The sequence below is a fragment of the Microcoleus sp. B3-A4 genome (assembly GCF_036705385.1).
Lineage (GTDB): Bacteria > Cyanobacteriota > Cyanobacteriia > Cyanobacteriales > Microcoleaceae > Microcoleus.
This window is the reverse complement of the sequence record NZ_JAUBUI010000005.1, coordinates 157267-182892: the sequence shown is the minus strand read 5'-3', so window position 1 is coordinate 182892 and position 25626 is coordinate 157267. Positions and strand designations below refer to the sequence as shown.

23 protein-coding genes are annotated in these 25626 nt (G+C 45.3%); 7 read left to right on the top strand and 16 right to left on the bottom strand.

What is annotated here, in order from left to right; genetic code table 11:
• Positions 1–47: 47 nt before the first annotated feature.
• The 7 genes from QUB33_RS04675 to QUB33_RS04645 all read right to left on the bottom strand — a co-directional run bounded on the left by QUB33_RS04675 (position 48) and on the right by QUB33_RS04645 (position 7352).
• Positions 48–2681, bottom strand: coding sequence for a tetratricopeptide repeat protein (locus QUB33_RS04675; protein ID WP_333347896.1), 2634 nt, complete (start codon positions 2679–2681; stop codon positions 48–50).
• Positions 2674–3702 (bottom strand): caspase family protein, encoded by a 1029-nt coding sequence (locus tag QUB33_RS04670; RefSeq protein ID WP_333347893.1) that lies wholly within the window; start codon positions 3700–3702, stop codon positions 2674–2676. The genes QUB33_RS04675 and QUB33_RS04670 overlap by 8 nt, the downstream gene beginning before the upstream one ends.
• Before the next feature lie 303 nt (positions 3703–4005).
• Positions 4006–4281: a hypothetical protein gene (locus QUB33_RS04665; RefSeq protein ID WP_333347890.1), complete on the bottom strand. Its 276-nt coding sequence runs from the start codon at positions 4279–4281 to the stop codon at positions 4006–4008.
• Positions 4282–4514: 233 nt separating this feature from the next.
• The gene (locus tag QUB33_RS04660) at positions 4515–5612 is read right to left on the bottom strand and encodes a HAMP domain-containing sensor histidine kinase (protein ID WP_333347887.1); all 1098 of its coding nucleotides are present in this window, start codon (positions 5610–5612) and stop codon (positions 4515–4517) included.
• Positions 5613–5970: 358 nt separating this feature from the next.
• The gene (locus QUB33_RS04655) at positions 5971–6243 is read right to left on the bottom strand and encodes a hypothetical protein (protein ID WP_333347884.1); all 273 of its coding nucleotides are present in this window, start codon (positions 6241–6243) and stop codon (positions 5971–5973) included.
• Positions 6244–6745: 502 nt separating this feature from the next.
• A complete protein-coding gene (locus QUB33_RS04650; protein WP_333347881.1) occupies positions 6746–6997 on the bottom strand; it encodes a hypothetical protein in 252 nt (83 codons plus the stop codon).
• A gap of 46 nt (positions 6998–7043) precedes the next feature.
• Positions 7044–7352, bottom strand: coding sequence for a hypothetical protein (locus QUB33_RS04645; RefSeq protein WP_333347878.1), 309 nt, complete (start codon positions 7350–7352; stop codon positions 7044–7046).
• A gap of 591 nt (positions 7353–7943) precedes the next feature.
• On the opposite strand from QUB33_RS04645, the gene QUB33_RS04640 reads away from it, so the two are divergent.
• Positions 7944–9923, top strand: a complete 1980-nt coding sequence (locus QUB33_RS04640) for an adenylate/guanylate cyclase domain-containing protein (RefSeq protein WP_333347874.1) — start codon at positions 7944–7946, stop codon at positions 9921–9923.
• Positions 9924–10146: 223 nt separating this feature from the next.
• On the opposite strand, the gene QUB33_RS04635 is transcribed toward QUB33_RS04640, so the two are convergent.
• Entirely contained in the window at positions 10147–10287 is a 141-nt protein-coding gene (locus QUB33_RS04635; protein ID WP_333347871.1) for a hypothetical protein, read from the bottom strand.
• Between the two features lie 386 nt (positions 10288–10673).
• Entirely contained in the window at positions 10674–10994 is a 321-nt protein-coding gene (locus tag QUB33_RS04630) for a ShlB/FhaC/HecB family hemolysin secretion/activation protein (protein WP_333347868.1), read from the bottom strand.
• Between QUB33_RS04630 and QUB33_RS04625 the strand changes: the two genes are divergently transcribed.
• Positions 10956–11750 (top strand): hypothetical protein, encoded by a 795-nt coding sequence (locus QUB33_RS04625; RefSeq protein ID WP_333347865.1) that lies wholly within the window; start codon positions 10956–10958, stop codon positions 11748–11750. The two genes, QUB33_RS04630 and QUB33_RS04625, sit on opposite strands and share 39 nt — an antisense overlap.
• 467 nt (positions 11751–12217) lie before the next feature.
• Here the strand turns inward: QUB33_RS04625 and QUB33_RS04620 are convergent, their stop codons facing one another.
• A complete protein-coding gene (locus QUB33_RS04620; protein WP_190663796.1) occupies positions 12218–13003 on the bottom strand; it encodes a PspA/IM30 family protein in 786 nt (261 codons plus the stop codon).
• Positions 13004–13073: 70 nt separating this feature from the next.
• Between QUB33_RS04620 and QUB33_RS04615 the strand changes: the two genes are divergently transcribed.
• A complete protein-coding gene (locus tag QUB33_RS04615) occupies positions 13074–13250 on the top strand; it encodes a hypothetical protein (protein WP_333347862.1) in 177 nt (58 codons plus the stop codon).
• A 54-nt stretch (positions 13251–13304) separates the two neighbouring features.
• Here the strand turns inward: QUB33_RS04615 and QUB33_RS04610 are convergent, their stop codons facing one another.
• Both QUB33_RS04610 and QUB33_RS04605 read right to left on the bottom strand, forming a co-directional pair.
• The gene (locus tag QUB33_RS04610) at positions 13305–14009 is read right to left on the bottom strand and encodes a PspA/IM30 family protein (protein ID WP_333347859.1); all 705 of its coding nucleotides are present in this window, start codon (positions 14007–14009) and stop codon (positions 13305–13307) included.
• Positions 14010–14277: 268 nt separating this feature from the next.
• Positions 14278–15504, bottom strand: a complete 1227-nt coding sequence (locus tag QUB33_RS04605; protein ID WP_333347857.1) for a hypothetical protein — start codon at positions 15502–15504, stop codon at positions 14278–14280.
• Positions 15505–15973: 469 nt separating this feature from the next.
• On the opposite strand from QUB33_RS04605, the gene QUB33_RS04600 reads away from it, so the two are divergent.
• Positions 15974–16303 (top strand): hypothetical protein, encoded by a 330-nt coding sequence (locus QUB33_RS04600; protein WP_333347854.1) that lies wholly within the window; start codon positions 15974–15976, stop codon positions 16301–16303.
• Between the two features lie 223 nt (positions 16304–16526).
• Here QUB33_RS04600 and menB read toward each other — a convergent pair whose 3' ends face one another.
• Positions 16527–17360 carry a 1,4-dihydroxy-2-naphthoyl-CoA synthase gene (gene menB / locus QUB33_RS04595; RefSeq protein ID WP_006635932.1) on the bottom strand — a complete coding sequence of 278 codons (834 nt, stop codon included), beginning with the start codon at positions 17358–17360 and terminating at the stop codon, positions 16527–16529.
• A gap of 307 nt (positions 17361–17667) precedes the next feature.
• On the bottom strand, positions 17668–18264 hold the full coding sequence (locus QUB33_RS04590) for a TerB family tellurite resistance protein (protein ID WP_006635931.1): 597 nt from the start codon (positions 18262–18264) through the stop codon (positions 17668–17670).
• Positions 18265–18342: 78 nt separating this feature from the next.
• Between QUB33_RS04590 and tadA the strand changes: the two genes are divergently transcribed.
• The 3 genes from tadA to QUB33_RS04575 all read left to right on the top strand — a co-directional run bounded on the left by tadA (position 18343) and on the right by QUB33_RS04575 (position 20417).
• Entirely contained in the window at positions 18343–18843 is a 501-nt protein-coding gene (gene tadA / locus QUB33_RS04585; protein ID WP_333347851.1) for a tRNA adenosine(34) deaminase TadA, read from the top strand.
• Between the two features lie 283 nt (positions 18844–19126).
• Positions 19127–19855 (top strand): lysophospholipid acyltransferase family protein, encoded by a 729-nt coding sequence (locus QUB33_RS04580; protein ID WP_333347848.1) that lies wholly within the window; start codon positions 19127–19129, stop codon positions 19853–19855.
• A 181-nt stretch (positions 19856–20036) separates the two neighbouring features.
• Positions 20037–20417: a hypothetical protein gene (locus QUB33_RS04575; protein ID WP_333347845.1), complete on the top strand. Its 381-nt coding sequence runs from the start codon at positions 20037–20039 to the stop codon at positions 20415–20417.
• 180 nt (positions 20418–20597) lie between these two features.
• Here QUB33_RS04575 and QUB33_RS04570 read toward each other — a convergent pair whose 3' ends face one another.
• Positions 20598–21362 carry an ABC transporter ATP-binding protein gene (locus QUB33_RS04570; protein WP_333347842.1) on the bottom strand — a complete coding sequence of 255 codons (765 nt, stop codon included), beginning with the start codon at positions 21360–21362 and terminating at the stop codon, positions 20598–20600.
• A 386-nt stretch (positions 21363–21748) separates the two neighbouring features.
• Positions 21749–25261 carry a HEAT repeat domain-containing protein gene (locus tag QUB33_RS04565; protein ID WP_333347839.1) on the bottom strand — a complete coding sequence of 1171 codons (3513 nt, stop codon included), beginning with the start codon at positions 25259–25261 and terminating at the stop codon, positions 21749–21751.
• Positions 25262–25626 lie beyond the last annotated feature (365 nt).

The window sequence follows — 25626 nt, the reverse complement described above, 5'->3', positions numbered from 1 at the left end:
GTTTAACAAACTTTCACTGGTGGCCTCAAGTTCCAGTTGCTGCTTAATTATGGGTAAGCACCCGGACATGATATGAGAACTTTCCCTCGCCTTGCCCAAGCATTAACAGATTGAGGAGCGAGTCCTAGCGCTTTTTGATAGCTTTCGAGCGCTTCCTCATATCGCTCTAAATTATCGAGTGAGTCCCCTTGATTGACCCAATCCTCAACAGATTGAGGAGCGAGTTCTAGCGCTTTTTGATAACTTTTGAGCGCTTCCTCATGTCGCCCTAAATTATTGAGTATATCCCCTCGGTTTCTCCAAGCATAAACATATTCAGGATCGAGGTCAATCGCTTTTTGACAACTTTCCAGCGCTTCCTCGTATCTCTCTAAATTGCCTAGAGTAGCACCCTGCCCAGCAAAAGTGGATGCATTACCTTGGTCTAACTCCAGTGCTTTATAATAGCAATCCAGTGAATCATTGTAAAGTTTTGCACTTCCCAGTAAGTCACCAAGACTTGAAAAAAGAGTATGCTTCAGTTTCGGATGGCAGTGAGTTAATTTTTCACACTGGATTTTCGCTTGCAACAGTGAATCAGTTATTTCTCTGAATTTATTGCAACGTAAAGACTTATAGATCAGTCCTGCACACTTGCCTAGACTATCCTTGAGAGCACCAACAGATCCCAACAGGGATTGAATAGATCCCTCAATTTGTTTTAAAAATTCCTCAATTGCTTGTTCCGAAGGAGTATTCTCACCTTCAAATTTAATCTTGTATTTTGTTAGCGGTGTATATATAAAATTCCAGCCAAAGCTGAGAGTTCTTCCCGAATCTTCAAAAAATTTGTCTGTCGCTTTGGGAAGCAGATTCTGGTTCTCTTCACTTATCTCTGCACAAATGAAAGCAAAGGGAGCCATAAATACATCGGGTTCTTCCAGATAAACTCCGGTAAAGACCTGTTCAATATATTTTTGGAGTCCTTCCTTTCCCTTACCAAAAAGATTGTAATAGAGACACTCTGCCATCAGCTTTCGCCACTCCTCATCCTCATACTGATCGGGTAAAAACATTTCAGCAGTAACAAGTTTATCCGCTTGTTGCTGGAAGTAATCGGCTAGTAAAGCATGAGTTTTGCGAAACAGATTTTGATTCTCCTGAAAATAGGATTTGCGAAAGACATCCCGCGCCACATCATCTAAGCGGTAGTGCCCTTTGGTAAACTCAACAAAATCTAAGTCTTTCAACCATTCAAAGTAACCTTCTGCATTATCGGCATCTTGTTGTAAGCCTAATTCAACGCTTCCAAGCAAATACCGAATCATCGCCCGATCGAACCATCGACAACAAGCTACCACATACAAAACTTCCTCATGCCGGGGCTCTATACCCTGCAAAAGTAATTTAGCGATCGCTTGGTTTCCTTTGGAAAAATCAGGTTCTTCACCTTGCTCTCGTTGCTTCCGTACCCAATCTAGATAATAGGGTAATCCCTTTGTTGCATTATAGATTTTGGCGCGTATACCGCCATTTTCAATGCCAATTTGCTTGAGATATTCCTCTGTATCCTTCCGGCTAAACTTCTCAAGTGGCACCTCAAAAAGCAACTTCCGATCCTGGTTGAGCTTGCGCCAACCCTCATCTGCTTGCAGCGATCGCCGCCCTACAACCACGAGCCTTACTGGTGCACAAGACAACGCAGTATCTTCGACCAAATACTGCCACAGCCATTGATTCAGGTAAGACTGTGCTTTTTCATAGGTATCCAAAATCAGCACCAGCGATCGTCCTCTGCTTTGGGCAAATTGCATCAGACTTTCAGCAAATGCCTGCGTCAGTTTGGAAACTGGCTGTAACATAAGAGCCTGTAGCTCAGGCTGGTCTTTGGTCGCCGGGTGATTCCGCACTCGCTGCTCGATCGATTCTTGCAAGCTGTCTGCATCCTCTCCAATCGCCGCTAATGCAGAAAAACCTACCCCTGAAACATTAAAAGATGTCGGCTTACTTGAGGTGGAGGTCAAACCTCTTGGCCGTAGCCAGATGAAGCGTTGAAACCAGCTTGTAATCTTCTTTGCTTCTTCGCTGCTAGTTGTTTCACCCTCAATTGACTGATGACTCAACTTGTATAGAGTTGACTCAAACTGCTGCTCTTTTTGTTTAAATGAATCAGCGATCGTTTCACCTCCAAAACACTCAACAGCCTGCTCATGTACCTTTCGCATCAATTTTAGGGGAGTTTCGATATCAGCCGTTTTTGTAAAACAAATCTCCAGAAAATCAACTTTGCCTGCATGGGCATCCTTTAACCGCCCCAGTAACGTTGTTTTACCAACTCCGCCAGTTCCGCAAATATTGAACAGCAAGGGTTGTCCCTCATATTCGTTGAGTGCTAAGGCAAAGCGTTCTAACAGCCTTTTGGCCTCATCTCGTTCAATGTAATGTCTATCTGGCACTCGCGATCGCATCGGAGATTGACGATTCATCTCGGACTGAGCTGACTGCTGAGTCTTTTTCTTGGCTAATTGTGCCGCTTCTAATCGTGCCTTTAGTAAAGCAACTTCTTCTCGCTTTTCATCCAGTGGAATCTTCAGGTTTGGTGGCATCGTCGAAGTGGTGTAGATTGCCGCTTGTTGTTCCATCAATGTAAGCGTTTTTTGATGAGCAATTAGTATTTTTTCCAGATCGGCGCAATCATCCATTCGATTTCCCATCCTTCAATCTTGCTTCCAATTCTGCCACCTCTCGCCGTTTTTCCTCTAGGTCAATCCGCAGATGACCAGGCATTTGCAGCATCCCAAAGCCAGCAGCCTGTTCTTCTAGAATAGCCAGCGATCGCTTCGCCATTGCCAAGGCAGGGGTCATCACCTCTTGATTTGTCATCACCCTAGGCAACTCTGGACTCTGGGTTTGGCTGGGCAGTCCCTTGCCACCGCGCAACATTGCCACTGGGAAATCCTCCGCCGCTGCATCAAAAAACGGGGTTTGTTCTTCGTCCCAGAAGTTACGGGCACTCTCTGAAACCGTTTTTCCCAAGTGAGTCATGACGTTGGAAATTCTGACGAGGCGATCGCCCGGTTGATTTGCCATTCCCTTCAGCGCCTCAATCAGATGATACGTATAGACGCTGAGGATGCCATCTGGACGCACGTAAGAACTTTGATTTCCTCGTGATGAGGTAAACACGGCCCTACCTTCCCCCTGCTTCAGGGCATCAATCACCCCTTTCGGCAACGCTGTAGGCAAAAAGTCTGCTGGCAGATCGTTCTTAGCGGTAGCCATCCCCTCCGCATGACAACTATCAATGATGACCCAGAGACGTTTAGCCTCGATCTTGCGTAACTTCTCACTCAAGGTTTCGGCTGAAAGGGCTGTTTGTGGAATGGCTTGCTCATTAAAATCATGTTGGAGTAAGTAGTAAGCATTACTGTCGAGGTCAGTACCATGCCCAGAATAGTAAATGACGATCGTGGCATCTGGGTCTGCCTCTGCACATCCTTTTAACCAGTCCAGACCATCCAAAATGCCACTGTGAGTCGCACCCTGATTCTGTAACAACCGGACACGATCGGGGGTATTGGGATATGCACAAAAATTTGCGTCAGTCAGCACAGCTTTGAGCGCTTGAGCATCCTTGACTGTTACAGGAAGCGAATAGCCTGGGTCAGCAGTATTACCAACACCAATCAACAGCGCGTAACCGTGGGTAAATAGATCTGACATCTAAAAAAACTCCAGCACAAAACAACAATCCCTTAACCCGAGTTAATAATATATAGTTACTAAACCCAGCATAAACTAAAAAACACAATCAAGCTACATCCACAATTAATTTTCGACTAAGCTGTTACTTTCAGGGCTTACTTGTTCTCGCTACCTTTTTCCCAGTTTCCCTCGATCGCCTCGCCGCATCTGCTACTTTCAAATCCTACAAACTCCTGGCATCTTTTACCTAGAAAAGCGTACTGTTTGACAAATATTTTAACACCATATCCGTTCCTTGAGCAAACAAGCCGCGCCGCGTTCCTACTTTGATAGGGAGCCGATTTTCTCCGTGATTAATAGACAGAATTCAGGAGTAAAAACCAGCGTTCCTGCTTCTCCGTAGATGGTAAAAATGTTTTCCGCCTGCACAAAAATTTCTCGTTTCCCATAAACAGCTTCAGCGATAAAGTTATTGGCAAAGCACAACTGTGCGTTGCACAAGCAAGCTTTGTAGAAATCCGGCTGAGTGTCCCAAAATATGGCATCTGCCGCCTCTTGAAGAAAAATCGCTCGCACCGCAGCAAAAATTAGAATCAAGATAATCGAACTATTGAACAGATTAAGCAGCAGTATCAATGCGGTCTATTGGTGTTTTTATTTGAGGCTGTTGGCGCCGTAGTCGCTCAGGCTTTGTTTCGCATATTGACGGCTTAATTCTGCGGTTTATAGTGCGTCTGCTGAAGCACCTGCTCTGTGAGTAAGCTCCGAAATATTGACTGTGAATTTATTATTTTATACCTTATTTTTATTCTTAGTCTTAATGCCTCGAACTAAAGAAGAACTTTAGGTAAATTAATAATAAAGCTTGTCCCTTTGCCCTCTGCACTTTCAACCGCCAGTGTCCCTTGATGCGCTTCAGTAATACTCTTTGCTAAAAATAATCCTAATCCCCAGCCGGTTTGCTCCTCGGCAGAAATGGTTCGACGAAATTGTTGAAAGAGGATGGATTGAGCGTCTAGGGCGATCGGATCGCCTTCATTATGGATAGTAAGGCTGATCTGCGTTTCAGTTTGCTGGAGCGTGAGTGTAATCGGGGTACTAGGCGCACCATATTTCACAGCGTTAATTGCTAAATTTTCAATCACGCGCCGTATTTCTTTACGGCTGCAAACAGTCCTGATACCAGAATCAGAAACCACAACAAACCGCTCTCCATAGGCGAAGCTCAAATCTTCTACCACCTCTTGGACTAGCATCTCAAAATCGCATTCTTCAAATTCAATCTTTAAGCTTTGCCCTGCCCGCAGCCGACTCGCATCCAGCAGATTTTGAATCATCGAATCCAGCCGATTGATCGCACTGAGCATCCTCGCCGCCACATCCATATGGCTGTCTCCTCGTTCAAGTCGTCGCAGAGTTAGTTGAGTTCCCATTTTTACGACATTGATGGGATTTCTGAGGTCGTGAGTTAGCGTCACCATAAATAGTTCTTGAATATCTCGCAGCGTTTCGGAGAATTGAGTGGCCGCGTCATTAACGGCTTGCTCAATGGAGCCGATAATAATGTCTCGATCCCGCACTCCTAAAGGTGCTTCTTCTTCTAAAACTTGAAATATTACTTGACGGAGGAGGTGATACTCGAAAATGAGTTGACTCATAGAGTAGTCAGCATACCCCGCCCGTTCATGCCCATGCAGCTTGCCAATCCGCGTACTTTCTACCTCGTCGGCTGTGATTCGGGCAGATGTCCTGACAATTCTGTTTGAGAGTTCATCTACCAGTTGGTTTAAGTACAGAGGTAGGGAATCTTGCAAGACAAGAGAATTTTGATGCGTTGATGCACCGACTTCATCGCGCGCCCGCTTCTCCCACATCTGCATAATTTTTTCAGCATTTTGTTTAAGACGGTCAGACGCTTCGTTGGACATCGATTCTGATTTTTTGCATGAGTGGCTGTTGAGAAAGCATTATACAGGACTTTCCAGGTAATATAAGTGAAGTACACAGAAGCCGGGTTTCAGCAAGAAACTCGGCTTCTGGGGGGTAGTTTATAAAGGTGAAATCTGAGGTAATTACTGAATTAAACCGGCAATGCTCTTAATACTCATTGCGACAATTGCGGTATTAAAGAAAAAGGAGAGAATGCTAGGGAGTCAAGCTCATCTCCTCAGCGCGAGGTGGTCTGTACCTCTGAAAATTGAGTGGTCATGCCCATAACAAAAGAAGAGTTTGCGTAGATTTGTGAGGTAAGGTCATGGTCGATAGGATTTATTGATGCTTACCTAATTATTGAAGTTTCCACACAATCAGACCAACAAGCGCAATCAGGCCTAATGCTCTCCGAAAGTAATTAACGCCTTGAAATAATTCTTCCCAAGCCCAAGTAAACAAAGACCCAAAGGCTACTATATCCAACGCTAAATTAATTTGCCCTGTTGTAACAATGAGCTTTAATAAACTAGCTACAATCCCCACACTCAGTGGTAGATTTGGCGGCTGAGCTATAACAATGTGGCCTTCGCTGTCGCGGAATGTGCGATCGAACAATGTGTTTTCCATGAGTTTCTCGTGTCAATGTAATAAATAGAACCAGGTTAACCTTCAATACTGCGAGCCTTTTTGGGAACGATACTACAAGCTTTAGATGACAAGGATCATAAAAAACTCGAATTAAATGCAAGTCAGGAGTGGAGATGACATTGATTTAATTATCCACAGTGGCTCAAAGTCATAGAAAATTAGCCACTGAACCCTAGAAAAACTGTTAACATTTTGAACAGTTAAATATGGAATTTATCCTGGGTCGAGTTTTTTTGATCCCCTATCATGAATTTATTTGGCTTGTTTTTACCATCCTTTTAAAGGCTTTTTATTTTAGGGACTAAAGGGTATTTTTATAGTAAAATTCAAAATTTTAAATATCATCTCTCGGGTGGAATAGTTTAGAGTAAAAGGTTATCTATAATTGGACAGACATCATCGTTTCTCTAGTATCGCATCGAGAGCGATCGACTTCATGCTCAAATCCAAGGTCAGCAATTCACAGGTCTAAACCTTTTCGTCAAGCAGGCTTGAACCTTGGCAGTGCAGTAATTTCTGTTTCCACAGCTTGAATTGATTGTGTAGCCGCTATTTCTGCTCGATCGCTCTCAGCATCCTGACTCACAAAAAATGTGGCCAGCGTTGCTGTCAAATAACCACATACGGCGCTCGCACACAACGCCAGCAAAAAACAAAGCACCTGCTCTTGGGCTGTTTTCGGAAAGTAATCAGAGGCGATCGTGCTCATCAACATTCCCGTCAACCACAGCACAGCGCCATAGTCCTTAATGCCAGCACTACCATTAGGAAATTCGCACTCAAACGCCTAACTTCGAGCCACTCCAATTAGGGTGACGATCGCTCTGGGGGGGTGGCAAAGAGGCTATTGAGATAGACCGAATCAGGGTTGCAGCCGGCATACCTTGTTGATAAAAATGGCGTTTATTTCGAGTTAACTTGATTAACTGTTCCACCTCATCAGAATATTGTTCGAGATAATTAACCCACTTTTCTCCATCTTGCGCCAACACCAAATGTACTCCGTCTTCGATATCTTTTTTTAGGTTCTTGACTAAGTAATTAAATGGAACCAAATTAATTCGATCGTTAAGTGAAGTAAATCTCAAAAACTTTGTAATTTACGTCGCCGATTTTCGGCTGTAATTAGGCAGGGAAATACTCGGGAGAGCCGTTCTAATCTCACTTCTTTTTCAGATTTCATCAAGGATAGCAAGGTTGTTATCACCAAAAACTGAGATGGCGTCAGGTATTTTTGTAAATGAGTCTGGTAGAATCTTCGTATCCTTATTTTTTGGGATAAGCAAGCGTTTAACAATTATGCTGCCTATCTTTTTTTACCACAAGTTGGCTCAATCCTTACTAACTATGGGTTTCAGGCGGGCTGTCGCCCCCCCAGGAGGCACAATATTTATCAATAAAATTGATGGTGGTAGAGATGGGTGAGCTTCATCCATAGACAGCAACAGGGTTTGGGCCGTTTGCTGCTATTATACTCCCATCAGAGTGACACAAAAGCGATAAATTGCCTGTTGAAATTGTCGAAAGGGTTGTGGGGTATGAGGTGCAGGGTGTAGGCGTATGCAAATTCAATTCCTATTAACTTATGCTAGGTATCAACGTTGGGAGAAGTCACTATGCTTGGTAAATCAAGGATGCCCTTATCACCTGGACTTTTCAAAAAAATTCCCCTACAAATAATGCTAATTGTTCCATTTGTTATCCAAACAGTTGGAGCAGTGGCTGTTGTTGGTTATCTTTCCTATAGAAACGGTCAAAAAGCAGTAAATGATGTAGCTACTCAGTTGCGGAATGATATTAGCGATCGCATCAAGGAAAATCTAACTTATTTGGTTGCTATTCCCTTTCAATCCTTTGAAAGCTATGATGCAACTCTGAGCCAAAACCGCATCGATCTTAATAATGGGAGAGATGTAGAGAAGTTTCTATGGGGACAACTCCCCGCCTTTCCCCATGTTGCTGCCACAGTTTTTGTTCCCACTAATCAGGAGTTTTTTGGTGCTGAGCGACAGGATGATGGCGCGATCGTCATCCGTGCTTCGGAGGTAGAAAATAACCACACTTTGACTACCTATACCACCAGTCCAGAGGGGGAACGCCGGGAAATTACCAACGCCGGGAAACCTAACTGGGACCCCCGCAAACGCCCCTACTATAAAATTCCAGTCCAGAAAAAGCAAGCTGTTTGGGGAACAGTGTATCCCCACATTACAGGTGAATTCCTATACCTTGCGGCTGGCAAACCCATATATACCAAGACTGGAGATCTCCAAGGAGTTTGGATGACAAGCTTAAATCTGGTAATGTTTGGGGATTTTTTAAGCAAACTCAAAATCGGTAAAACTGGGCAAAGTTTTATTCTGGAACGTTCTGGAGAAATGATTGCCACCTCTACAAAGGAAAAGCCCTTTCAAAATTACCCAGAAAAGGTTGTCCAACTGCCAGAGCAACGAGTTGAACGACTCAAGGTTGTCAATAGTAGCAATGCCATCACCCAAAAAGCGAGTCAAGCTTTGCTAGAGCAGTTTCATGATTTTCAAAATATCAAAGCATCTCATCAACTGAAATTTACCGTCGATGGTAAAAATTATTTCGTCCAAGTCGAGCCTTTTCGAGATAGTAAAGGTATTGACTGGTTGGTGGTGGTGACTATTCCAGAAGCAGACTTTATGAATCAGATTAATGCCAATACTCAGACTACAATCCTGCTCTGTTTAGCAACTTTGATTTTGGCAATTTTGTTGGGTATCCTGACCGCTCGCCGGATTATCCGTCCTGTGGAGCGGATCACCACTGCTTCGGAAGCGATCGCTGGTGGCAATCTCAACCAACAAGTGGAGGTTAGTTCGATCGTTGAACTTGGCCAATTAGCCAACGTTTTTAACGGCATGACCAGACAACTGAAGGATTCTCTAGATGCCCTCCATTTGGCAAATGAAGAGTTGGAAGCTAGAGTGGAGCAAAGAACTGGAGAACTGCGCCAAGAAAAAGAAAAGTCAGAACAATTACTTTTGAATATCTTACCTGCGGAAATTGCCGATCGCCTCATGCGGACTAATGAATCCCCTGCTGAACATTTTGAAGAAGCCACGATTTTGTTTGCGGATATCGTAGGTTTTACCAGTATCTCGGCCCGGATAGAGCCGATGCAATTGGTAGCAGGTTTGAACCAAATTTTCTCTGCTTTCGATCAACTCACTGAAAAGTATGGCTTAGAGAAAATTAAAACCATTGGAGATGCCTACATGGTAGTTGGTGGTTTACCCGCTTCTCGACCGGATCATTGCGAAGCGATCGCCAACATGGCGTTGGATATGCACGCCTATATGCAAAACGTGCAGAATATTTTTGGGGAATCTCTACAAATTCGGATCGGGATTAATACGGGTCCTGTAATTGCGGGAGTAATTGGGATTAAGAAATTTATCTATGACCTCTGGGGTGATGCGGTGAATATCGCCTCAAGGATGGAATCCCACGGTAAACCGGGATACATTCAAGTTACCGATGCGACTTATCTCAAATTACAGAATAAATACTTACTAGAGCCAAGGGGTACGATCGAAGTCAAGGGAAGAGGAGAAATGATGACCTATTGGCTTTTGGGTCGGCGGGAAGGAATATTAGCCACTAGCACTGGAGAGGTGAATAACTGTTAAAATAACGTTAACTAAGGGTAGTTTTAACTCAAGATATCTCTCAATATTTTGGTCTAATTATCAACAATAAATATATCTAAGTCTGGTTTTATCGTACATACTAGCTAATTTAGGATGATTGCATTTACGGCCGAGAGCTTAAGTACACAGAGGCTTCGGTTGTTTTCGGAGATGTCTAGAGTTTTTCCCCATCGCACCTCATAAATAATGAGACTTTAAATAATTATGGCTGACAGCTAGATAGTTTTCCTAACCCACAGGCATTTTCCTGGATTCCATTCAAATTACATAAAAAACTCTCCATGCCTTTTTCCGGTTCTGCTTCACAACCGCTAAATTCTCGCTTTTCTTTTACCTTTAACACTCAATTGCTTAGTAATTGATGTATAATAATGCAAAGCAAAAATTAGATTAATTCCAAAAAAAACCAAAGTTAAAACAAAGGTAAAAAAAGACGTAAACGACAACCTAGAAGTCATCGTAAACATCGCCAAAATGATTGAGCAAAGCCCAAAACCGGAAGCAAAAGAACTTAAAAGCAGCAACCGCACCTTAGACATAGTTTAATTTAAAGATTATCAGTAAAATGCACTCTTGGCATCTACAGAGGAGTGCCAAATGATACTTATTACTATATAGCGGAAGTGCTCAGTTCTGCCAAGGGCAAAACGACTGCTTTCCTAAAAAGGTTTGAATTATACAGAAAAATATAGCCCGCGCTCTTGTAAACTCCTGTTGGTTGACTTAATATCAATCCAAGGAATTCCCCAGCCTCCGCGAGCATTCCACCTTTCGCGGTACAGTCACCGGCCGCAATCCCGCTGAGAGCAAAGATTCGCTTCCAAAACCGCGCATTCCCTGGGATTCCAAACATTGCCAAAATCCACAAACGGCGTCACCCGCAAAACTCCTTGTTTGTCGTCGGTGCCCTTGCATCGGATACCGCAACTCAACTGAATCAAAAATCCCGCTATCTGCCAGCAAAGCATCCTGACGGTAGCCCCGCAATGTGTCTGAGCCTCTTATACCGAATTGTTCGATCGCCAAAAGCTCGGCCCGAACCAATGCCACATCCGATCGCACCTGCAGCAGCGTCTCACGAGCCAACAACCGCACGTACTGCAACCCCGCCCTCAAAAATTAACGGTCAGCGTCGTTCCTGCTCACGGTAGCGCCAAATGCTGCTGTTCCGAGACAGAACTGCGATCGCGCCGCCAAGACATCTCTCTCTCCCCTCTGAGTAAAAGCCTGAAACAGCCTCACCGCCGCAACCCGAGTTCTACGCCGATTATCTGCTCCCAGCGACAGCGCGATCGCGATTTCTCTTCTGTGATTTCGCACGCTCGGCTCGCGGTAAATCAACTGCCAACTACTTCCGCCATCGATCGAGTTTTATCGTACCCGGAATCTTACCAATTCTGCTGGCTGTGCCGGCGCGGGAACCGCAGGCGGCAAAAGAGCTGTTCGCATGAAAGCAAGGGCGCCGCGCGGGTTATCGTAGGGGAGCCGGATTTGGCGGCCGCGGGTTGGGAAGGGGAAATTCTTGTCTGTTTTCTCCTCGGTTCGGCAATTGAGGGAGAGTTTCTGGGGCCTCACTTTGGGTCGATTGATCGAGCTCCGGGATGCTATTTTCTTGCTCTTTACTGCCTCTATCTGATTCTGAACCCGAGTATAAATTACGAAGCCGATCGCGATCGTCTGCTGTTTCTTGATTTAGTTTTAATTGAGACGGTAAATTATTATGCAAAATTGGCGCTTGCACCCCTGAGTCGGTACCAACCATCGACTCGCCAACACTTAGAGCTGATAGCAGTGCGGGGCAAATAGCTGCAATTGAAAAACCAAGTGCTAATGCCTTGAAAAACTTGATTTTACAAAAGCCTCTAGAAAATTGCACGGGCATGACAGATTAGCCATATTTGATAGTTATTTACACTTACGATCGGGCGAAGCCGACGCAACTGCAAGGAATAAAATTACTTTATCACTTTTTAAAGAGTTAATTCCTTAAGTCAATATAAAGATAGTTGACAGCCATTCTATTTTGTGTACTTAACAATTGCTAAAAACACTGCCACCTCCCAAGCTAGACCTCTTGCAAGGAATAAAATTACTCTATCACTTTTTAAAGAGTTAATTCCTTAAATCAATATAAAGACAGTTGACATAAATCCTATTTTGTGTATTTGACAATTACTTAAAAAAACTCCGACCTCCCAAGCTAGCCCTGTAGGTCGGCGGAGCATTCTATCAAACCTGCGATCTGAGAAATAGGTAAATTTTGATAGAGATTACTACATTTTATTGAGCTGCGATCGCAATTCTTCCAACTCAGCGTCAATCACCTGGCTCGACTCCGAGCTACTAGCTGCTGCTGTTTTACCCGCTGCCGGCAATTGACCTTGAGACACAGAACCCCCGGTCAGTTGAGCTTTCATCTGAGCCAACTCGTCGTCAACATCACCGCCGCTTTCGAGCAAGCGGAACTGTTCCTCTAAATTGCTGCCGCCAGCCGCCAATTCTGCCGAAGCTCCCGCGCGAGCTTCAATCTGCAAAACTTTTTCTTCCATGCGATCGAAAGCTGCCATTGAACTGCCAGTATTCAATGTGCCAATGGTATTGTTGAGCTGTTCCTGAGCCTTAGCAGCGGATATCCTCGCCTTGAGCATATCCTTCTTAGTCTTAGCTTCGGAAATTTTGCTCTCCAAACCGATCAAGTTGCGCTTGAGACTTTCCACCTGAGCCGATTGCTGATCCAGGCTGGCTTTCAGCGTAGCCGCCGTTTCAGCGTGAGACTTTTTGCGAACCAGCGCTTCCCGGGCCAAAGTCTCGTCTCCTTTTTGCAGGGCTAGCTGGGCGCGCTGCTGCCACTGGTTAGACTGAGATTCAGCTTGATTGTACTGAGTCTGGGTACGCTTTTGAGTGGCGATCGCGCTGGCAACGGCCTGACGCAACTGCACCAAGTCTTCCTGCATATCCGTAACGGACTGTTCTAAAATCTTTTCCGGGTCTTCAGCTTTGTTGACCAGATCGTTAAGATTGGCTTTGACGACTCGGCTAATGCGGTCAAATAATCCCATAATGCTATTTTTCCTGGGTGAGGTGTACGAAGTAGGCGGAAAGCAGGCTTGATAGCCCTAGCCCGCAGTTGTGAAATTCACTCTTGTCAGATTTTTAGTGCGATTTAGTTTTTGGCAATTTTTGCAGACAGATAAATCCAGTTTAAAGCGATCGAGTAATGTGATGCAGGCAAGCTTATTCATGCACCTATCTACTGAGTTTAACGTCGATCCGGGAATTCCCCAACAGGCTTCGAGCCATCTCTAGCTAGGCTGTTGATAAGTTTTTGCTCGTCCCGACTCTTGTTCTCTTGCCTGGGGTTCAGGATGCGGGCGGATCGCTCGACGGCAATTTGGGTGTATTCTTGCCCGGAAGCATTTGTGCTTTCATCGCCGCCAACTCGGTATCCACATCGTCGGCACCTTCGAGAGAGAGAAACTTCTTTTCTAAATCATTAGTTCCGAGTTCTGCGATTGCTTCGGAGCGAGCTTCTAGCTCCATGACTTTCTCTTCCATCCGTTCAAATGCGCTCAAAGTGCTGCCGGTACTGAGATTGCCCATCATTTCTTGAAGCCTTTCCGACGATGCGGCCGATCGAGCTCGGGCAATGTACATATCTTTTTTAGATTTTGCCTCGGAAATTTTACTTTCGAGCGCCCGCATATTTTCTTTAAGTTTAGTCACAACAGCGTTCTGTTGTCCGAGACTGGCTTTCATCGCCGTTGCCGTTTCTTGATAAGATTTCTTGCGCGTCAGAGCTTCCCGCGCCAAATTTTCCTCGCCTTTTTGCAAAGCTAGCTGCGCCCGCTGGTGCCATTCTGCTGCTGTAGACTCAGCTTGGGAGCACTGGCGTTCAGTGCGTTTTTGAGCTGCAATCGCTCCTGCCACAGCTTGTCTGAGCTGCACTAAATCTTCCTGCATATCCATTACAGCCTGTTCCAGAATTTTTTCTGGGTCTTCTGCTGCCCCGACCAAACTGTTAATATTGGCTCGAATCACTCGCCATAGGCGATCGAATAATCCCATTTTGCCAGTCTCCCAATTTTCAACTTTAGAATTAAGACAGAGAAATCAGAATTAAAAACTAAAAACGAAAACTCATCAATCGTCTTTTTAATTTTTAATTGTGAAATTTTAATTCCCTCTAAGTTAGGTCGTGATGATTATTTTTAGGATGGGTAGGGCGCGAGCATTACCCATCAAAACTGAGCAAATGTTGGGTGAAGCGAAGCGGAGGGTTCGTGCCTCGGCCCAACCTACTCCCCGATCATTAGTTTAATTGTCTTTGCCTAATTTATGGTTGATAGTATTGTGGCTTCACCCCTTTTTCTTGGAGTTCTTTCACCAAACGTTCTGCTGAGGCAGCATCGTTCAAAGCCCCCATTTGGATCTTGACACCCTTTGAGAAGTTCCGCACGTAGGCATCGGGAACTGCTTTTCTGGCTTGCTGCAGCGATTTTTCGTCGGTGTAATCGGTGACAACGTAATAGAAACCGTCGGCGGCCCGTGCAGGCCTTCCCAGGGGAGATGCTGCGGCTGGGGATGCTGCGGCTGGGGATGCTGTCGCCGGAGATGTGGTGGCAGGCTGGGCTGGGGATGGTGTTGCAGGCAGTGTTGGCAGTGCCGGCACAGGCTGGGCAGCGCTAGGGCTGGGACTGGGAAGCAAAGCCGTACTCAGATTGTTGAGTCCTTGTTCCCTGCCTCTGGGGGGGTTGCCGTCTTCTGTAGGAATCGGCACAACCCCACTGGGGCCCGGAGGCGCTGGCGGGGTTGGCGGGATTGATGCTTTTGGTGACGGGGAAGGAATCGGGCTGACTGTCGGCTTGACATTGCTGAGAGTGCTCAAATCTAGCTCCACAAATTCCTTGGATACCAGATTTGGAGCTTTCGGCAGTTCCTTGGTGCTGGTATCTGAGATGGAAGTAGAGGCGGGACTGTCGCTTGAAGAGGGTGAGGTGCGATCGAGGAAACGGCTCAGGCCTGCCATCTTAACCAGATTTGACGGGTACATGACTGCGTAGCCCAAAGCTGTGCACGACAGCAAAAACAGCAGCATCGAACTCAGTCCCAAGGGAGTTAACAAACTGGCGGCTAAACTGCGTTCTACCGTAGGCTCAGCTTTTGACTCGTCCAAACTTTCGATCAGTTTTTCGCTTGATTCGAGATAATTGTTGGGTGCCAAGGCACTGCTAGATAATTTTGTGCCACCCCTGGTAGTTGCTAGCGGGGCATCGCCCTGAGTGCCGGCAATGGATAGGGGCAGCGATAGCGGCTGCTGGGTTTCCTCCGCAGTCTTCTGCGCCAAATTTTGGGCTAGCTGTTGCTCGGTTGTGGCTGTTTGCTTGCCGGTACGAACTGAGGGCGACACCCACTGTTCGGCCCGCCGCCTGTGCCTTCTGTATGTTGTCAGTTCTGCTTCTAGGTTTACATCTAGACTCCCCAAGACTGCTTGCAAAGCAGGCTTGATTGGGGTTGAAGAGGATTGATGATTTGGGGATTCAACCGAAGAACGCTTACTCATTAGCAAAACTCCTATCGCCTCTGAATTAATAATGTTTTGATTGTAAAGATAAACAAGAAGCTTGAAAACTTGCCTATTTTATGATTAGCTACTTTTGGCGTCAATGCAACAGGGGCCCGATCGCCTCCGGTTATCTTTTCATTTTCATTTTAAGACTTAATTGTTGGTGTGTCCCGGAGGCAGCTTACCGAAACTCTCAGCAGCTTTTTGTATCCTGAGCTACCGCTTATTTGTAACCTCTAATACTCGTTGGGCATTTGTACTTTTTCTTGATCCCTAACGGCTTTATAAACTTTTAACCTGTCTTTTTACCTATACAATGAGCAAGCACCGAGCTAATTGTTTCTATATATAACGAGATTATAAATAAATTATAAAATTTATTTATGCTTCGGGGATCGCTACAACCCAGACAGCATAAAGGTTGGGATGCTCTAAAACAGGCTAGCTCTACAAAGGAGAATTAGAGATGAAAATGATTTCCCTAAGAACTTTTATGCAAACCTCCTTAACTTCACCTTTAACTTCAGCTTGTGGTCACTGCCGTCACTATACCCCTGAGGGCAGACGCGGGGGTGTTTGCGCTTTACTAGGCGGACCGGTTCAAAGTCACTGGAAAGCTTGTGCTTTAGCAGTTTCGCCTTTTAGGTCATCTTGGGAAAACATAGAAGAAATTGGAATGTGGCAAGAATCGACTCTGAGGCTGCAGGATGCCACCGTCACTCTTTCCGAGCGCCATGCTTGCCAGCTTACAAGCACAACGTTAACCGAAAAATCCGCAGCAGCAGTCTCGGTTTAGTTAGTCGGCAGCAGGATAGGTCATACGATTTTCGATTTTCGATTGGGGAATCACTGATCATTATCATGGTTTGGATATGACAAAACCGTTTCATTCTTTTTGGGAACGGGTATCAATACTGACACTTTTGGACGATCGGGTGCATTTGGCTTTACTAACTCATAAAAATCAGCAGCATCTACTTTAATATGAGCGCATAAAAAAAACTGATTTCTCCATCCAGCTATGGCAGCCAAGGATATTGACTAAAATCAGGTTGCCGTTTTTCCAAAAAGGCTTGTTTGCCTTCGGCGCCTTCCTGCGTCATATAGTACAACAAAGTGGCATTTCCAGCCAGTTCTTGCAAACCGGCTTGACCGTCGCAGTCGGCATTAAAAGCGGATTTCAAGCAGCGAATCGCGATCGGACTTTTTTCGAGAATTTCTGCAGCCCACTGAATCCCTTCTAGTTCTAGTTGTTCGACGGGCACGACGCAGTTGACTAAACCCATTTCTAGGGCTTGCTGCGCGCTGTACTGGCGACACAAAAACCAAATTTCTCGGGCTTTTTTCTGGCCGACGACTCGGGCGAGATAGCTAGCTCCGAAACCACCGTCGAAACTGCCGACTTTGGGGCCGGTCTGTCCGAAAATAGCATTGTCAGCAGCGATCGTCAAGTCGCAAATTAAGTGCAGAACGTGACCCCCTCCAATTGCGTAACCTGCAACTAAAGCAATTACAACTTTGGGCATCGAGCGAATCAACTTCTGCAAGTCGAGCACGTTCAAGCGGGGTATGCCACCTTCGTCTACATATCCCGCCGCACCCCGCACGCTTTGATCGCCGCCGGCGCAAAAGGCGTATTTGCCGTCTGTATGAGGCCCCGCACCGGTGAAAAGGACAACGCCGATTTTTGTGTCTTCACGGGCATCTGTAAAGGCATCGCATAGTTCCTGCACGGTTTTGGGACGGAAAGCGTTGCGTTTGTGAGGTCGATTGATGGTAATTTTGGCGGTGCCGCCGCTTTTGTGATAGAGAATGTCTTCGTAGGTTTTGGCGGTTTGCCATTCAATTTGCATAATCAATCAATTTGAGATTTGAGATTGAGCTGAGTCAATCAAGGCAGCGACGAGTCGCTTTTAGATTTTAGAGGCATTCGGTTCAATGGGATACAAGGGTCGATCGACTCTTGCAAAAAAAAATAAAGCGGGAGTTAGGCCGAAACCAGGTTTTTTACGAACATACGCCGTGCAAGGCTCTTGGTAGGGGTTAAACAACCCGGTTTTTGAGGGTAAGAGCGCCCAAGTCCCATCTCAAATGGACACACCGTCAAATCCTCGAATTCCTCTCACTACTTTTACTGCCCCAAAATTTATATGCGCTGGATTATTTGCGGAGTAAAATACTCAGCAAGTGCTTTGCTGCTTTGCCAAATACCGGATCGCGGGACTCGAATTCGCTGGGATCGAGTAAAGCTTGAACTTCGGCAAAAGCTTGTGAGTCGAGGGTTCCTTCTTTAGTAAATAAAGTTTCTAGGACTGCAATGTGTCTGGAGTCGAGGCCGAGCCGATTTGCGATCGACTGTAAGTACATTTGCTCCCGCATATCGATGTGTCCGTCGGCCGCTGACATTTCGTAGCCGGAACCGATAAGCAACAGTTTTTCTGATTCTGAGAAGAAAGCTGTCAGGGTTAGCAATTCCGTGGGGTTGAAGTAAACCTGCTGTTTGGATACTCCTTTGACAAGGCGCTGAATTAGTTCTACCCGATCGCGGTCGCCGCTGGCAAAGGCTTTGAGAGTCTTTTGCAGCCGTTCTTCTTCTTCAACTGCGATCGTCCTGTCAATAATCATCACTCCGCGCAGGATGGAAATCAGAGCAGTCACAAACACTACCAAAGGAGTGATATCTTGTTCGCGCAGCTTTTGTCGGCTAATGCGGCACAACAGCTCAACAATTTCAGTGGTTATCCTGGTGGTGTCCATAATTAAAAATGACTTTCTATTAAGCTGTAATGTAACTTTCTTTCTCGATCTTAAGTTTTTGTGTTACGTAGGTATGACGTGAATTCTAAAACTGAGCCATTGTCTATTAGTGATACTACTTATTTTATTCACAAACGCTGGATGGCTAGGGCTGTGGAACTGGCACAAGCAGCCGGTGATGCGGGTGAAGTACCCGTCGGTGCTGCCATTGTTGACGGTACTGGCAAATTGATTGCCGAAGCGCAAAATCGGCGAGAGCGAGACTGCGATCCGACTGCTCACGCTGAAATCTTGGCTTTGCGGGCGGCCGGTCAAGTTTTGCAAGACTGGCATCTTAACCAATGCACGCTCTACGTAACGCTAGAGCCTTGCCCGATGTGCGCTGGTGCGATCGTCCAAGCTCGGATTGGTCTGCTGGTATACGGAGCAGATGACCCGAAAACTGGCACGATTCGGACTGCGGCTAATATTCCAGACAGCGCGCATTCGTGTCACCGCTTGGAGGTGCTCGGCGGTATTATGGAGTCTGTTTGCCGCGATCAGTTGATTTCCTGGTTTGAAACACGCCGGAAAAATTAACAGGTAAAATTTTTTACTCTCTTCTGGGCGATGTTTAATCGAACTTGACCCTTTAGCTGGAATAATAGATCCGTAATTGCCCGATCGAGCTTTCCAGGCGGCCCACTACTTTGTATTAGTGCTGTCCGGTTGGCTGAGGTTTTACCTGTTAGAGATTATCTCTTGCGGGCGCGATCACTCGATCGGTACAAGGCCAATAGCAAAACTGTCCCGACCCAAAAACTAAAGATTTGTCCAATCACTTACTTTAGACTTGAGATCTCGATAAAGCAGCTTAATTGCTATGCCCCACACCGCCACGATCGCCGTTGAGTCCAGTAAATCATCTCTAGTGAAGCCAATGCCTGCCAAGGTAGCATCTAATACCTCTCGCGTTTCTCCTTGGTTAACCTCCTTGCTCTATCCGCTAGGTCACTATGTTGTCCTACCGTTTCATTTTGGCAAGATTGAGATAACCGGACAGGAGCACTTGCCGAAAGACGGGCCTGTCATCTTAGCCCCTACGCACAGATCCCGGTGGGATGCCCTGATGATGCCCTATTCAACTGGACAGAAGGTGACTGGACGCGATTTGCGGTTTATGGTAACTGCTGATGAAGTGAAAGGACTGCAAGGTTGGTTCATCAGAAATTTGGGAGGGTTTCCTGTGGATCTCAAGCATCCGGCAATTGGCAGTCTCCGTTATGGGGTGGAACTACTCCTCGACAAGGAAATGTTGGTGATTTTTCCCGAAGGCGGTATTTTTCAGGATGGCGAAGTTCATCCGATTAAGCCGGGATTGGCTCGCTTGGCAATGCAAGCAGAGTTGAGCAAACCGGGTTTGGGGGTAAAAATTGTACCGATGAGTATCCGCTATCGCCCGCGCATTCCTCGATGGGGTTGTCAGGTAAAAATTGCGATCGGTTCTCCGATTTGCGTGGCGGATTATGCTAATGGTGGCGGTGGTAAAAAAGAAGCACGATTGTTGACAGCCCAGCTCGAAATGGATCTTAAAAAGCTTGATGAAAGTTGAGAAGAAGAAGGAAGTTCGGCAACGGATTCGCTTTCTTCGGATGTAACGGATGTAACGGATGTCAGGAAGAAGGAAGAAGGAAGAAAGAAGAAGGAATTATGATATAATGTTTTCGGGTGCTGTCGAGAGATACAGCACTTATTTCGCTGCTTTGTCTTGTCTGTATTAAGTGTGAGCATTAATGGATTGTGCTTTGAACTTTAAGCCGGGTCAAATTGTCAGTTTAGAATGTGGAGATGCGTGCCTGCATTCAGAGGTGATCCAAGTGGTTGAGGCACGTCAAGTTTGTTGGGTGCGCCCTTTAATGTTAGTTGTATTACTGTCGGGGAAGGATTTATCGGCGCAATGGTCGGAAGACTACACTTTATCCGACTTGCGGGATGGTGCTGATTTGCTGTGGCCGGGGAGTTTGTTTCGGGCGGCACTGGATACCGAGGTAATTTCGCTGTTGACTCAGTTGCAGTCTCTGGACTCTGAGAAAAAGGATGGTGCGATCGCATCTCGGCAACTTAGAGATTTTGTCGATCGAGTTTGGGAAGCTTTTCCCAGTGCTTTTCATTAAGGAGATATCTGGCGTTTTGTCTATTAGTCCGCCAGGGGTTGAAAACCCCTGCTAATAGCTAAAGCCCTCTTGGATAGAAGTAATACTCTCTTGATTCTTCAGTCCGCGTAGGCGGACTTCGTTTGTCTACAAGCGATTTCAATCGCCCAATTTTCTTTTCGCTTTTCGCGGACTATTCTACTAAAATACAGCCTGTGAAAGTTCTTCCGGGTTGAGATTATTGTGAATAACTTGACCGTCGCGGAACCAGACAACGCGGCGAGTTTGGCGCGCTACTTCGGGCTCGTGCGTTACCATAACAACAGTCATGCCGCTTTCGTTGAATTCTGTAAAAATATCCATTACTTCTTGAGTAGTTTTTGTATCCAATGCACCTGTAGGTTCATCAGCCAGCAACAACACGGGACGGTTGACAATAGCCCTGGCAATGGCTACGCGCTGCTGCTGTCCTCCTGATAGTTGATTCGGTCTGTTTTGCAGCCGGCTTTCCAGGCCTACTTTCGTTAAAGCATCTACTCCCCGTTCACGTCTTTCTGCGGCGGGAATGCCGGCATATACCATCGGTAACATGACATTTTCTAATGCTGTCAATTGAGGCAACAGGTGAAATTGTTGGAATACAAACCCCAATTTTAAATTACGAATTCCCGCTAATTCTTCTTCGGGCATTTGGGCGACATCTACGCCGTCTAAGTAGTAACTGCCGCTCGTAGGTCGATCGAGACAGCCGATAATATTCATAGCTGTAGATTTGCCGGAACCCGATGCGCCCATAATCGAGCAATATTCTCCTTGTCTTACGGTCAAGCTGACGCCGTTTAAGGCGCGAACTTCCAGGTCGCCAATCCCGTAAACTTTTGTTACCTCTTCCAGACCGACAACAACGGGCTTTGAGAGGACTTGCGGGTCGAGGTCTTGGTATGTATCGGTTTGTAGTTCAGGCATTTTTTTTCTGTGCGATCGACACAACTAACTACTAAGTTAACACTTCTTCTCGGTTTTCGCGACTGGAGTGGCGATCGTTTGGACGCTAATTGACGAGATATAAAAAAACTAAATCTTTAACGACGTGTTTGTGAGTTGTTTGATGAGAGTCATCTGATGTTGTAGCACTAGATAGTTATCTAATTTGCTTTTTCCAGCGCGGGTCAAGCCTTGATTATTGTGGGCATAAATTAGGTCGGTGATATGCTTTTTTGCTTCCTCGGAGAGTGGAAAGTTGATAATGCTGTGGGGAGTGTGGCCGTCGCCAAAAATTCAACTGTTTCTGCATAAGCTTTGGAGATATTAGTGGCTACAGTCCTATTTTCTTTCTGCTTTTTGTGTTTCTTTCACAGCTTCTCTAATTGGGTCAACTTTTTCTGGGCAAACTGGCGGACTTGTTCATCTGGATCGTTAGCAAATCGATCGCGAAGTATTTCTAAAGTTTTTGGGCGATCGCAGTATTGCTTGACCATGATTTCAAGTGCTGTTCGTCTGGGATTATCTTGGAAGCTGGACTGGCGTTCAAAAGGATGATTGATAGCAATATCACACAATAATTCAAATGTTTTCTGGTCATCTTTCCACCCCCCTGCTAATTCTTGAATTGCTGAATAGCGCACATCCCAATTCTCATCAGATTGAGCCAGTTGTTTGAGCCAAGGTAAGGTTTCCGGGTCATCTTTCCACCCCCAGGCTATTTCTTGGACTGCTGAAGAACGCACATCCCCATTATCGTCATATTGGGCGTGTTGTTTGAGGATAGGTAAGGTTTCCGGGTCATTTTTCCACCTGCGTGCTAATTCTTGGACTACTAATTGTCGTACCAAAAAATCCTCATCACATTGAACACGTTCTTTGAGAATAGCTAAGATTTCAGGATGGTGCTTCCACCCGCGTGCTAATTCTAGAATTGCTGTGTGTCGCACCTGCAAATCATCATCAAATTGAGCCAGTTGTTTGAGGATAGATAGGGTTTCGGGGTCATCTTTCCACCCCCCTGCTAATTCTTGGACGGCTGCATATTGCACATCGCTATTATTATCAGATTGAGCTAGTTGTTTGAGTATAGGTAAAGTTTCGGGGTCATCTTTCCACCCTTGTGCTAATTCTCTGACTGCTGTCGATTGCACAAAAAAATCATGACCAGATTGAGCTATATGTTTTATCAAACATAAGGTTGCTGGGTCATCTTTCCACCCGTGTGCTAATTCTTCAACTGCTACTTGTCGCACATAAAAAATATCATCAGCTTGAGCAATTTGTTTGAGCAAAGGCAAGGTTTCTGGGTCATCTTTCCAGCCGCGCGCTAATTCTTGGAGTGCTGCTTGTTGCACCCTATAATCATCATGATGTTGAGCGAGTTGTTTGAGTATCGGTAAAGTTTCGGGGTCATCTTTCCAGCCGTTTGCTAATTCTTGGACGGCTGCACCTCGCACTACCCAGTTATCATCAGATTGAGCACTTAATTTTAGCCAAGGTAAGGTTTCCGCGTCATCTTTCCACCCCCGTGCTAATTCTTTAACTGCTGCATATCGCACATCCCCCTTATCATCAGATTGAGCGCGTTGTTTGAGCCAAGGTAAGGTTTCCGCGTCATCTTTCCAAGTAAAGGCGATCGCACTTACTGCTTGAGTACGAATTGCCTTAACTAGATTAGCTTCTTCTCCATAAGGCTGATAATAGTAATTGAGGTCGTACTTGGTTAACTCTTTTAAGCGTTCAAGCAATTGAGTCTCAACCGCAGCAATCTCTTTTCTCTCTCTCACCTCATTCAAACACTTCGCCGCCAAAAACAGATTGCGGAACTTTTGCCCTTCCCCATCCTGCTCAATCAAAGACTCAATCAACTTTCCGGTCAAGTTTCCAGGAATCAATCCCGCAATCAAGCACAAAACTTCCTGCCAAGATTCATTATCCCAGTGCTTGCCAAAAACCTCGGTTTTTAACTCCTCCAGTAAAATTTCTGGTGTCTTATACAACCTTTCCACAACCTCCGACGCACAGAAATATTCCAAAAAAGTTCGATGCACAAATCCGTAACTATCCGCGCCCAAAAAGCATAAAATAAAGTTGCGGGTTCGCAGTTGATTAATGATTAATTTCGCCCCTACTCTGGGTCGATCGAAATCTTTATTCTTCAGATATGCTGTCAGGGTATTCTCCAAATCTTCCGCACTAATAATATTGCCAGCCAACCCTTCAGGTGCTGCTTGCATTTTGTAAGCGACTCGCCGCAGCATTTCTTGCTTATCTTTAGCATCAATAGTTTTCGGATCGAGCCTGCTATCCTCTACTAAAGACCTTTCCACATCCCATTGATAAAGCAATACCCGCGAAGCATGATTGTAAAGTTCCGCCCTGTCTCTCGGCAATTCTTGCCCGCGATTTAAAATCGCCATAATCGTTAACAATAACGGATTACCCGCTAAATCTCTAATCGTTGATGAATACGCTAATGCTCTTTCCATGCGCTCACTAATCCGCGATTTTTCCACAGCATCAGTAAAAGTTAATTCGTGCCAGCGGTGAACAAAATCCTGAATTTGTTCCGCATTCAAATCTTGGAGAATAAAGTGATGAAACTCTGCATCTTGCAACCGTTGAGGTTTGTAACCAATAATCCGAGACGTGACAATCACTCGCACGCGCGGATACTCATTGGTAAACCGATGAATCGCTGTAATTACATCTTCTCGTTTCCCGGGATCGAAAATTTCATCTAACCCGTCGAACATCACCACAGCGTCGCCTGCTTTAAGCTGTTCCTGCAATTGATGCTGATTCAAATGACAAATTGAACCGGGACTTTGATGGAAAAATTCGAGGAAATTCTTGCAATCTCCTGATTCCCCGCTGCGAATGTAAGTCCGCAATTCTATTAGCAGCGGAATCGGCAGAGATGTCACGCTATTTAAGGGCGATCGCGCCCAGTTTAATGCTAAACATTGTAACAGAGTAGACTTGCCAGAACCCGGATCGCCTAAAATAACAATGTAGGGATACTTTTGCTTGTCATTGATAACATCTAACACGGATACGATCGGCTGAGAAAAATAACCGCGCCGATATTTCTCTAAATTTTCTAGATCGATCGCGTCTAATTGATTGCTGTCTTGCAGCCGCCGTTGATGTTCTTTAGGAATTTCGTAAGCTTGGGGCAGAAATGATTCGTAAATCGATCGCACATCTTGGAAAATAAAGATTTGCCAAACCTTCAGCTTTTCGCGATAATCGTAGGTATTGGGATCGACGCTGCTTAAATTGAGATTGCTGTAACGCTCGCACAGAGCTTCTTGATATTGCCTCAAGTCAAATTCTGGGATAATCCCCGCCGTTTCTTGAGTATTTTTCTGAATGCTATCCAGATTTTGAGCATTCAAGATATCGCGCAAGTCTTTTGAGTCAAAGAGAATTTCTTGAACTTCTGCCAGATACTGAGTGGCGATGGTTTGCCACTTAAATCTTGCTGGTAAAGAAGCTAAATTTAGTTGAGTCCAGGTTTGTTCGAGAAGTTCTGCATCGAGAGATTCGCGCTCGCTCTCAAAAGCCTTGCCCAAAATTTCCTTAACAGACTTGTTATTGATAAACTGTTTAACATCTTTAATATACAGCTTTCTTTGCTCTGGGGAAAGTCCGCCAATTTTCAACTGCTGTTCCACCAACTCCAAAAACTTTTTGAGCGCTTTGCCCGCTGCGACTTTTCGCGGGTCTTTTTCGCCTAATAAGACGTTTTTCAGGGAATCTTTAAAAAAATCTTTAGCAAAATCCTTCGCGCCGTCTTTGATCAAGTCTTCTAAGATGGGTTGAACGAGAATGCCGACTCCTTGCGTCACTCCCCAGAGCAAAAGCCAATCGATCATAAAGCTAGCCCGAGAATTAATTTATGTTTATAATATAGCAATTATCAAGGATTGATGAAATTATCAAAAACTGTAGGGTAATCTCCCGTGATTGCCCCAATAGGTTAGGGAAGTATCAGTTTTCTATCGCTGCACTGCGATTAGCCTTGATCCCGCGTGATTGTTCTCCTCTACTACCCCTTAAAAATCGGGAAGAGCATCAAAGTCGCGCTTTTTTACAGGGATTTACGGGAGTTCGACTCGGCTATAACGAGCGATAGACAATTAGCTCTTTTATTTGTGGCGGCGGCTAGAAAATAGTTATATTTTTATATGTTTCTGGTCGATCGCTTGTGTTATAATCTAATAATGGAAGTGTGAGTAAT